Here is a 10,311-nt window from a genome sequence, read left to right on the forward strand (position 1 = left end):
GGATGTCCCTTCGTTCGGTCGGTCCGGTGGACCGACGCCAGGGACGAGACGCAGGCAGGCGGGGTAAGTCCGGTCTTCGATCGAGGCCTGCGGAGATGAATCTCCGAGGGCCACTACCGAGGACCGAGCGGCATGCCTGGGTGCCTCGTCCGTATGGATGGATATGCAGTTGTGGGTGTGAAGCGAGCGGCCACCCGAAGGTGACCGCTCGCCGAGGTCTAGCGGCGCAGACCGAGTCGCTCGATGAGCGAGCGGTAACGCTCGATGTCGTTCTTCTGCAGGTAGTTCAGCAGGCGACGACGCTGGCCGACCAGCAGCAGGAGGCCGCGGCGGCTGTGGTGGTCGTGCTGGTGCTCCTTCAGGTGCTCGGTCAGGTGAGCGATGCGACCGGTCAGGAGGGCGATCTGGACCTCAGGGGATCCGGTGTCGCCGTCGGACAGGGCGTACTGCTTGATGATGTCGGCCTTCGGGGTGTCTGCGACCGTGGGCGCAGCAGTCTTCTTCGACACTGTTCTCCTCTGAGGGGTTTCGTTGCACGGCGCGTCCGGGCCTGTTCACCGGGGCACTACGATCCGTGGCCGTTGCACGGCAGCGTCCAGGGTATCAGCGCGGGTGTGCCCGGAGCGAATCCGTAGGTGGCGCGAGCTCTACGAGCGGGCACCGGAGGAGGTCGAGCGCGCCACGCCGGAGGCGTCAGGGTGACGAGACCTGGTGAGAGGTGATGCTCGCGCATGGCCGACGTGGTCTCGATACACGCCCAGCTCGCTGGCGCTCGCGGGCGCACTCGACCACCGAGCCTCACCGTTCGGTGATCGAGTGCCTGCGAGCTCTGCGAGCAGGCGTATCGAGATCACGCCCATCTCGCCGGCGCACTCGACCCCGCCCGCACGTCCTTTCGACAGGCTCAAGGACCGGAGCCCAGGTCGCGGTGAGTCTCACGACAGCTCGGCGAGCACGGCCCGGGTGTCGTTGACGTCGTCGTGCATCTGGGCGACCAGGGCGTCGACGGTGTCGAAGGCCTCCATGCCGCGCAGCCGCCGGACCAGCTCGACCCGGATCGTGCGTCCGTAGAGGTCGAGGGACCCGTGCTGCGGCTGGTCGATGACGTACGACTCGACGCGACGCTCGGTGCCGTCGAACGTGGGGTTGGAGCCGACCGAGATGGCAGCCGGGAGCACCTCGTCGCCGATGTCGACGCGACCGGCGTAGACCCCGTCGGGCGGCACGGCGTACGTATCGTCGACCGGCACGTTCGCCGTGGGGAACCCGAGCTCGCGGCCGCGCTTGTCGCCCTCGACGACGACGCCGGACACCTCGTGCGGGCGGCCGAGCACCGCCGCGGCCTCGGCCATGCGGCCGGCGGCCACGTGCTGACGCACGAGCGTGGACGAGTACGGCTCCGTGCGTCCGTCGAGCGCGAGGCCGGTGGTGCGGAAGCCGGACTCGCCTCCCACGGATCGCAGGAGCTCGAGGTCGCCGGCCGCCTTGGCACCGAAGCGGAAGTTCTCCCCCACCACGACGTCGGTGGCCCGCAGCTCCTCGACGAGCACGCGCGTCACGAAGTCGGTGGGGTCCCAGGCGGCCATCTCCTGGTCGAACGCCAGGACGCGCACCTCGTCGGCCCCGTGGGCGTGGAGCAGCTCGATGCGGCGCTCGATCGTGGTGAGGCGCGGGGGTTCCCGGTCCGGCGCGAGCACGGCCAGCGGGTGCGGCTCGAACGTGACGGCCACGACCGGCGCCCCGGAGGCGGCCCGCGCGGCGGCGAGCACGGCCTGGTGCCCTCGATGCACGCCGTCGAACACGCCGATCGTCACCGCGGCCGGCTGCTGGCGGGGTTCCGTCGCGGCACCGTCGAGGTCGCGCCAGGTCGTCACGGCAGCACTGTGCCACACAGGGCCGGCGCTGCATGAGAGGACTCTCATCGTCGGCTCATCGACGCGGTCGGGCTGGTGGGGCAGGCTTGGCACGTGAGACGTCCTGCCCCCTCGATGCTGGCGCTGGCCCTGGTGACCGTCGTGCTCGCCGGCCTGGTGGTGGGTCGTGTCTCCGCGCAGGCCGACGACTCCCCCACCGACCACCCGCCGATCGTGGTGCCGACGTCGACCGTGACCCCGTCTCCGTCGCCCAGCCCGTCCGCCGATCACGACGACGACGATGACGATGACGACGACGACTACACCCGCATCACCCCCCGCCCGCGGGACATCGACGACGATGACGACGACCACCGCGGCCGGGACCACCCCGAGGACGACTGATGGCGGGTCCTCGGCAGGCGGGCTTCTCGGTCCGCCAGCGCTTGACGGCCGCCGTCGCCGCACTCACCACCGCCGCGCTGGTCGCGGTCGGCGTGATGCTCTACGTGGTCGAGTCCCGGCGCATCACCGAGTCGATCGACCGCAGCCTCGCGCAGGAGGTCGGCGAGCTCCGGGCGCTGCAGGCGGACGGCGTCGACCCGGACACCCGGCAGCCGTTCGGCACCCCGGAGCGGCTGGTCCGCTCGTTCCTGTCGCGCAACCTCCCGGACCCGGAGGAGATGCTCTGGATGTTCCCGAGCACCGGCGAGGCGTCCTACGTCGGTGAGAGCGACTCCCGGCTGCAGCGCTCACCGGCCTTCCGGACCCTCGTCGACGACCTGCGGGCGGACGGCGGCACGCGGAACCTGACGATCAGCGGGCACGACTACCGGGTCGCGGTCCAGCCGGTCGTCCAGGGCACGGGGAACGTCGCGTTCGTGGTGAGCCACGACGTCTCCGCGTCCCGCGAGCCGCTGCGCGAGCTGCTGCTGACCTACACCCTCCTCGCCGCGCTGTCGGTGCTGCTGATCGCCGCGGTGGCGTCGTGGCTGGCCGGCCGCCTGCTCCAGCCGCTGCGGCACCTGCGCGAGACCGCCCAGGGCATCACCGAGGGCGACCTCAGCGGCCGCCTCCAGGTCACCGGGCGCGACGACCTCACCGATCTCCAGCGGACGTTCAACGCGATGCTGGACCGCCTCGAGGACGCGTTCGCCACCCAGCGCCGCCTGCTCGACGACGCGGCGCACGAGCTGCGGACCCCGCTCACCGTGCTGCGCGGCCACCTCGAGGTCGTCGATCCCGAGGATCCGCAAGACGTCGCCGACACCCGGGCGCTGCTGCTCGACGAGATCGACCGCATGGCCCGCCTGGTGACCGACCTGCTGCTGCTCGCGAAGGCGCGGCGGCCGGACTTCGTGCGGACCGAGCCCACCGACCTCCCGGCGCTGACGACGGGTGCCCTGGAGCGGGCTCGTGGCCTGGCCGACCGGCACTGGAGCCTCGACGAGACCGCCGAGGGCACCGCCGAGCTGGACGCCCAGCGCCTCACCCAGGCGCTGCTCCAGCTCGCCGAGAACGCCGTGCACCACACCGTGGCTGGTGACGAGATCGCCGTCGGCTCGCGGTGGCACGACGGCGCACTCGAGCTGTGGGTGCGCGACAGCGGTCCCGGCGTCCCGGTCGAGCTCCGGCCGACGATCTTCGACCGGTTCGCCCAGGGCTCCGACGCCGGCGAGGGCTTCGGGCTCGGCCTGTCGATCGTGACCGCCATCGCCGAGGCGCACGGTGGCAGGGTCGTGCTCGACGACACCACCACCGGTGCGTCGTTCCGCATCGTCCTCCCGGGAGGAGCCTCGTGAGCCGCATCCTCATCGTCGAGGACGAGGACCGGATCTCGTCCTTCGTCGCCAAGGGCCTGCGCGCCGACGGGTTCACCCCCACAGTCGTCGCCGACGGCGTCACGGGACTCGACTACGCCCTCACCGGCGAGTTCGACCTGATGGTGCTCGACCTCGGCCTGCCCGGCATGGACGGGTTCACGATCCTCGAGCGAGTCAGCCGGGACCGGCCCGAGCTGCCGGTCATCGTGCTGACGGCGCGCGACTCCGTCGACGACACGGTCGCCGCTCTCGAGGGCGGCGCGGCCGACTACATGAGCAAGCCGTTCAAGTTCGGTGAGCTGGTGGCTCGCATCCGGCTGCGACTCCGTGCGCCGGCCGAGGCGGCCACGGGCGACGAGCTCGTCTCCGGGGACGTGCGGCTCGACCTGCGCCGCCGACGCGCCTACGTCGGGGACCGCGAGGTCGAGCTCTCGGCGCGGGAGCTCACCCTCGCCGAGGTGTTCCTGCGGCACCGCGGGCAGGTGCTGTCGCGCGAGCAGCTCCTGTCGCTGGTCTGGGGATACGACTTCGACCCCGGCTCCAACGTGGTGGACGTGTACGTCGGGTACCTGCGCAAGAAGCTCGGCCAGGACCTCGTGACCACGGTCCGCGGCATCGGTTACCGCGCGGACTGAGTCGCGTCAGCGACGCAACGAGAACCCGGCGAGCCGCGCGGCCGGCAGGGCGCCGAGCATCGGCTCGAGGCGTTCGGCCACCTCGACCGGCAGGGGTCGGCGTTCCGGGTCCACGGCCAGGCAGTCGCCGATGATCTCGGCCATCGGTGCGGGCACGCGCTCCGGCAGCGGGTGCGGCTCGTCGTGGAGCTGAGCCCAGAGGGGCTCGCGGTCGAACGGCCGGAAGCCGGCGGCGGCGCGGAACAGGGTCACGCCGAGCGCCCAGACGTCGCTGGCGGGTCCGACGCTGCCGCGCGCGCCCGGTTCGCACTGCTCCGGTGCCATGTACTCGTCGCTGCCGATCGCGTGGTCGAGCTCGGCGGCGCGCTTCACGTCCATCGCGATGGACAGGTCGATCAGGCGGGCCGGTGCCCCCATCACGACGTTGCTCGCCTTGACGTCGAGGTGCACGACCCCCTCGCCGTGCAGGTAGTGCAGGGCCGAGGCGAGCTCGAGGCCCAGGGGCAGGAGCTGGTGCGGCTCGAGCGGGCCGAACCGGGACACCAGCGACGACAGCGTCGGCCCGTCGATGTTCTCCAGGACGAGGTGGGGTCGATGGGCGTCGACATCGGCGGAGAACAGGCGCACCAGACCGGGATGGTGCAGGCGGCTCAGCAGGTCGGCCTCGTGCTCCACGGCCGCACGACCGGCGGCGTCGTCCCGCTCGGGACGCAGCACCTTGACGACCACCGGCGCGTACAGGCGCTCGTCGAAGGCCGACCACACCTCGAACAGCTCGCCGCCGCCGAGCGACGTGATCGGCACCAGGCCGGGGGCGATCAGCTCGCCCCCGGCCGCGTCGGTGGACCTCATCGGCCCGGGCCGCTGTGGTCCGAGTCATGCGTCGGGCCGGTGTCGTGGGTCGGCCCGGTGTTCTTGGTCGGACCCGTGTTGTTCGTCGGCCCCGTGTTCTTGGTGGGCGACGTGTTCTTGGTCGGACCCGTATTCTTCGTCGGCGACGTGTTCTTCGTCGGCGACGTGTTCTTCGTCAGCGTCGTGGCGCGGGTCTGCCGCGTCGGCGACGTCAGCGTGGTGTGGTGCGTCGGCCGGTCGGCGCGCTGCAGGGCGTCGTCGTTCCCGTCGTCGGGATCGTCGTCCAGGGCCGGGGTCACCAGCGCCGTGCTGGTGTCCTCGCGCTTCAGGGCCTGCTGGGGATGGTCGTCGGCTCCGGCGGCGCCGGCGATGGCCACACCGGCCGTGCCGAGCGCCACGGCGCCGGCGAGGGCGGTGATGCCGGTTCGCAGTGAGCGGTTCATGGCTCGTCTCCTTCGTGATCGTTGTGATCACGACCCTCGTCGTCCGAGGTGAGGCCTCCGTGAGCCGGCGATGAGAGACCTCTCATCGACCTCCAGGGCTCAGAGCAGCGGGCGGAGGGGACGGAGCAGCGCCTCGCAGATCTTCACGACGACCCAGCGGCTCGACCACTCCTCGCGGGTCAGCTCGCGCGCCTGGGTGAGGTCGTGCTCGAAGACGCGCTCGAGGTGGGCGGCGAGGTCGGCGTCGTGGATCTCCATGTTGATCTCGTAGTTGCCGGTGAGGCTGAGCCGGTCGATGTTGGCGGTGCCGACGGTGCACCAGCGGCCGTCGATCGTGGCGGTCTTCGCGTGCACCATCGCGTCCTGGTACAGGAAGATACGCACGCCGGCGTCGAGCATTCGGCCGTAGAAGCCGCGCGACAGCCAGTCCGCGACGACGTGGTTGGAGACCTCGGGCATGAGGATCCGGATCTCGACGCCGCGACGCCGAGCGTCGAGCAGCGCCCGGAGGATGTCGTGGTCGGGGATGAAGTACGCGGCGGTGAGGTAGATGTGGTCGGTGGCCCGGTCGATGGCCTCCAGGTACATGCCGCGGACCGGGAAGACGAGCTGCCGCGGGACGTTGCGATGGGCTCGGACGTGCGGGTCCCAGCTGGGTGATCCGTGGTCGGCCAGCCGCGGACGCGCCTCGTTGAGGTTCCAGAAGTCGACGAACGCGTTGTCAAGGTCCCAGACGGCGGAGCCCTCGATCTTGAGGTGGGTGTCGCGCCACTGGGTCTCGTACTCCGAGCCGATGTTGTAGCCGCCGACGAAGGCCGCGGTGTCGTCGACCACCAGGATCTTGCGGTGGTCGCGGCCGTAGCGACGCGGGTTGAAGATCTGCCAGCGGCCGGCGAGCACCGGGAACCGCAGCACCCGCACCCGCGGCGGGAAGCGGAAGAAGCTCGGTCGGACGACGAGGTTCGCGAACCCGTCGTAGACGACGCGGACGTCGACGCCGCGGTCCGCGGCCGCGATGAGCGCCGCCTTGAACTTCTGCCCGACCTCGTCGCCCTTGACGATGAACGACTCGAACAGCACCCGCTCCTGGGCGCCGTCGATCGCGGCCAGCATGTCGGCGAAGAGGTCGCGCCCCGACGTGTACGTGGTGATGGTGGAGTCGCCGCCGACCGTCACTGCGGCGGGTGGCGTGGTCGTGAGCCGGCCGCCGCGTCGCCCACGGAACAGGGTGCGGATCTTGGTGGTCACCATGAGCGACGCGACGATCGCGACCACCGCGGCGAGCCACATGCGGACGATGCGCCACGCCAAGCGCTGGGGCGACGGTGGGCGCAGTCTCCTCATGGTGACGCCAGCCTACGGCGGGGGTGCCGGGCCGTGGGCGGCAGACGGTTCAGACGAAGACGGCGATGGGCTTGGCGTCGCTGCCACGCTGCTCGTAGAGCGCCAGGAAGTGTCCGTCCGGGTCGAGCAGGGCGACCGGTCCGTCGGCACCGAGCGAGACGCCGGGAAGCGCCCGGCCGTATCGGACGTCGGTGGCCTGGTCGGCGTCGAGCTCGAGCACCGGGAACGTACGGCGGGCGACGTCGTCGAGCGGCACCACGGCGAACGCCGTCTCCAGCTCCTCGAGCGTGTGGGCGACGGACAGGTCGAACCCGCCGACGCGGGTGCGGCGCAGCATCGTCAGGTGCCCGCCGACGCCGAGCGCCGCTCCGAGGTCGCGGGCGAGCGCGCGGACGTAGGTGCCGCTGGAGCAGACGACGCGGACGTCGACGTCCAGGAGCTCACCCCCCGGCCGGAACGCCGTGGCCTCGAAGGTGCTGACCTTGACCGGCCGGGCCGGCAGGTCGACGTCCTCCCCCGCGCGCACGCGGGCGTAGGAGCGCTTCCCGTCCACCTTGACGGCCGAGACCGCCGACGGGACCTGCTCGATGTCGCCGGTCAGCGGCGCCATGGCCGCGCGCACGGTCGCCTCGTCGAGATGAGTGGCCGACGTGGACGCCACCACCTCGCCCTCGGCGTCGTCGGTGACCGTGGACTCCCCCAGCCGGACGGTGGCCAGGTACTCCTTGTCGGTCAGCTGCAGGTGCCCGAGCAGCCTCGTGGCGCGGCCGACGCCGGCCAGCAGCACGCCGGTGGCCATCGGGTCGAGCGTGCCGGCGTGGCCGACCTTGCGGGTGCCGGCGAGGCGGCGCAGTCGCCCGACGACGTCGTGGGACGTCCAGCCGGCCGGCTTGTCGACGACGACGATGCCGGGAACCGGCTCGCTCACTCGTCCTCGGTGTCGTCGTCAGCGTGCTTGTACGGGTCGGGGTCGCCGGCGTACTGGGCGCCGGCCGCCTGCGCGGCGACGCGCTCGTCGGACTCCCGGGCCGCGGCGAGCAGGTCCTCGATCTGACGCGCCGACTCCGGCACACCGTCGAGGAAGAACTCCACGGACGGCGTGTGCCGGAGACCGAGCTGCTTGCCGACCTCGGAGCGGATCATGCCCGTGGCGCTGCGCAGGGCGGCGGCCGTGCCGTCGATCGCGTCCTGGTCGCCCATGACCGTGTAGAACACCGAGGCATTCTGGTTGTCGCCGGTCAGCCGGACGTCGGTGATCGTGACGAACCCCAGGCGCGGGTCCTTGACCCGTCGCTCCAGGAGCTGCGCCACGATCACCTTGATCCGGTCAGCGAGCTGCTGCGTGCGCTGTCCGGCCACTCAGTCCCGGGCCTTCTCGACCAGCTCGAACGTCTCGATGACGTCGTCGATCTTGATGTCGTTGAAGCCCTTGAGCACGATGCCGCACTCGAAGCCTTCGCGGACCTCCGACGCGTCGTCCTTCTCGCGACGCAGGCTGGCCAGGTCGAGGTTGTCGGCGACGACCGAGCCGTCGCGCAGCAGCCGCGCCTTGGCGTTCCGCTTGATCGTGCCGCTGGTGACCATGCAGCCGGCGATGTTGCCGATCTTGCTGGAGCGGAAGATCTCGCGGATCTCGGCGGTGCCGAGCTGCTGCTCCTCGTAGATGGGCTTGAGCATGCCCTTCAGCGCGGCCTCGATCTCGTCGATCGCCTGGTAGATCACCGAGTAGTACTTGATCTCGACGCCCTCGCGGTCGGCGAGCTCGGTGGCCTTGCCCTGCGGCCGGACGTTGAAGCCGATGATGACGGCGTTCGACGCGGCGGCGAGGTCGACGTTGGTCTCGGTGATGGCACCGACACCGCGATCGATCACGCGCAGCGACACCTCGTCGCTGACCTCGATGTTCGCCAGCGCGTCCTCGAGCGCCTCGACCGAGCCGGAGCCGTCACCCTTCAGGATGAGCAGCAGCTCGTTCGTCTCGCCCTTCTCCATCGAGGACATGAAGTCCTCGAGCGTGCGGCGACCGCTGCGCTTGGCCAGGAGGGCGTTGCGCTCGCGCGCCTCGCGCTTCTCGGCCACCTGGCGAGCCAGGCGGTCGTCGGCGACGACCATGAAGTTGTCGCCGGCGCCGGGCACCGCGGTGAGGCCGAGCACCAGCGCGGGGCGCGACGGCGTGGCCTCGTCGATGTTCTCGCCGTGCTCGTCGAGCAGGGCGCGGACGCGTCCGAACGCCGGTCCCGCGACCAGCGAGTCGCCGACCCGCAGCGTGCCGCGGTGCACCAGCACCGTGGCCACCGGGCCGCGACCACGGTCGAGGTGCGCCTCGATGACGAGGCCCTCGGCGTTCTGGTCGGGGTTGGCGCGCAGGTCGAGTGCGGCGTCGGCGGTGAGCACGACGGCCTCGAGCAGCTCGTCCAGACCGGTGCCCGCCTTGGCGGAGACGTCGACGAACATCGTGTCGCCGCCGTACTCCTCGGGCACCAGGCCGTACTCGGTGAGCTGACCGCGGGCCTTCGCCGGGTCGGCGTCAGGCTTGTCGACCTTGTTCACCGCCACCACGATCGGCACGTCGGCCGCCTTGGCGTGGTTCAGTGCCTCGATCGTCTGCGGCATCACGCCGTCGTCGGCCGCGACCACGAGGATCGCGATGTCGGTGGCCTGGGCACCACGGGCACGCATGGCCGTGAAGGCCTCGTGACCGGGGGTGTCGATCAGGGTGATGCGACGCTCGTTGCCGTCGACCTCCGTGGCGACCTGGTAGGCGCCGATGGTCTGCGTGATGCCACCGGCCTCCTTGTCGACCACGTTGGACTGACGAAGCGCGTCGAGGAGCTTGGTCTTGCCGTGGTCGACGTGACCCATGACGGTGACGACCGGCGGACGGGCCTCGAGGTCCTCGTCGTCGCCCTCGTTCTCACCGAACTCCAGGTCGAACGACTCCAGCAGCTCGCGGTCCTCGTCCTCGGGCGAGATGACCTCGACGTTGTAGTTGAGCTCCTCGCCGAGCAGCTGCAGCGTCTCGTCGTTGGCCGACTGCGTCGCGGTGACGACCTCGCCGAGGTGGAACAGCACCTCGACCAGGGACGCCGCGTCGACGCCGATCTTCTCGGCGAAGTCGCTCAGCGACGAGCCACGGGTGAGACGCACCGTCTCGCCGTCGCCCTTGCGGACGCGGACGCCGCCGATGGCGGGCGCCTGCATCTGGTCGAACTCCTGGCGCTTCGCGCGCTTGCTCTTGCGTCCACGGCGCACGGGGCCGCCGGCGCGACCGAACGCGCCCTGCGTGCCGCCACGGCCACCGCGACCGGGTCCGCCGGGGCGACCGCCGAAGCCGCCGCCACCGCCGGGACGTCCGCCGCCG

The 10,311-nt window shown here is 71.3% G+C and carries 11 protein-coding genes; 3 read left to right on the forward strand and 8 right to left on the reverse strand.

Annotation, left to right across the window (positions count from 1 at the left end; genetic code table 11):
• Positions 1 to 218 precede the first annotated feature (218 nt).
• Both rpsO and FHP06_RS03460 read right to left on the reverse strand, forming a co-directional pair.
• Positions 219 to 458 carry a 30S ribosomal protein S15 gene (rpsO, locus tag FHP06_RS03455; protein WP_407921272.1) on the reverse strand — a complete coding sequence of 80 codons (240 nt, stop codon included), beginning with the start codon at positions 456 to 458 and terminating at the stop codon, positions 219 to 221.
• Positions 459 to 935: 477 nt separating this feature from the next.
• Entirely contained in the window at positions 936 to 1,874 is a 939-nt protein-coding gene (locus FHP06_RS03460) for a bifunctional riboflavin kinase/FAD synthetase (RefSeq protein ID WP_230973388.1), read from the reverse strand.
• A 93-nt stretch (positions 1,875 to 1,967) separates the two neighbouring features.
• On the opposite strand from FHP06_RS03460, the gene FHP06_RS03465 reads away from it, so the two are divergent.
• Genes FHP06_RS03465 through FHP06_RS03475 form a run of 3 tightly spaced genes read left to right on the forward strand, consistent with a single transcriptional unit; the run spans position 1,968 to position 4,311 of the window.
• Positions 1,968 to 2,258 (forward strand): hypothetical protein, encoded by a 291-nt coding sequence (locus FHP06_RS03465; RefSeq protein WP_147683778.1) that lies wholly within the window; start codon positions 1,968 to 1,970, stop codon positions 2,256 to 2,258.
• Positions 2,258 to 3,655, forward strand: a complete 1,398-nt coding sequence (locus FHP06_RS03470) for a sensor histidine kinase (protein ID WP_147683780.1) — start codon at positions 2,258 to 2,260, stop codon at positions 3,653 to 3,655. The genes FHP06_RS03465 and FHP06_RS03470 overlap by 1 nt, the downstream gene beginning before the upstream one ends.
• Entirely contained in the window at positions 3,652 to 4,311 is a 660-nt protein-coding gene (locus FHP06_RS03475) for a response regulator transcription factor (RefSeq protein ID WP_147683782.1), read from the forward strand. Before FHP06_RS03470 ends, FHP06_RS03475 begins: the two co-directional genes overlap by 4 nt.
• 6 nt (positions 4,312 to 4,317) lie before the next feature.
• Here the strand turns inward: FHP06_RS03475 and FHP06_RS03480 are convergent, their stop codons facing one another.
• The 6 genes from FHP06_RS03480 to infB all read right to left on the reverse strand — a co-directional run.
• Positions 4,318 to 5,163 (reverse strand): serine/threonine-protein kinase, encoded by an 846-nt coding sequence (locus FHP06_RS03480; protein WP_147683784.1) that lies wholly within the window; start codon positions 5,161 to 5,163, stop codon positions 4,318 to 4,320.
• Complete coding sequence (locus FHP06_RS15855; protein WP_187271755.1) at positions 5,160 to 5,606, reverse strand: hypothetical protein; 447 nt, start codon at positions 5,604 to 5,606, stop codon at positions 5,160 to 5,162. Before FHP06_RS15855 ends, FHP06_RS03480 begins: the two co-directional genes overlap by 4 nt.
• A gap of 99 nt (positions 5,607 to 5,705) precedes the next feature.
• On the reverse strand, positions 5,706 to 6,950 hold the full coding sequence (locus tag FHP06_RS03490) for a phospholipase D-like domain-containing protein (RefSeq protein WP_222706331.1): 1,245 nt from the start codon (positions 6,948 to 6,950) through the stop codon (positions 5,706 to 5,708).
• Positions 6,951 to 6,999: 49 nt separating this feature from the next.
• Positions 7,000 to 7,878, reverse strand: coding sequence for a tRNA pseudouridine(55) synthase TruB (gene truB / locus FHP06_RS03495; protein WP_147683786.1), 879 nt, complete (start codon positions 7,876 to 7,878; stop codon positions 7,000 to 7,002).
• The gene (rbfA, locus tag FHP06_RS03500) at positions 7,875 to 8,309 is read right to left on the reverse strand and encodes a 30S ribosome-binding factor RbfA (protein ID WP_147683788.1); all 435 of its coding nucleotides are present in this window, start codon (positions 8,307 to 8,309) and stop codon (positions 7,875 to 7,877) included. Before rbfA ends, truB begins: the two co-directional genes overlap by 4 nt.
• Positions 8,310 to 10,311: translation initiation factor IF-2 (infB, locus tag FHP06_RS03505; RefSeq protein WP_147683790.1), on the reverse strand; the 2,002-nt coding region annotated here is incomplete at its 5' end. It abuts the gene before it with no gap.

Source organism: Aeromicrobium terrae (genome assembly GCF_008039565.1).
GTDB classification, from domain to species: Bacteria; Actinomycetota; Actinomycetes; order Propionibacteriales; family Nocardioidaceae; genus Aeromicrobium; species Aeromicrobium terrae.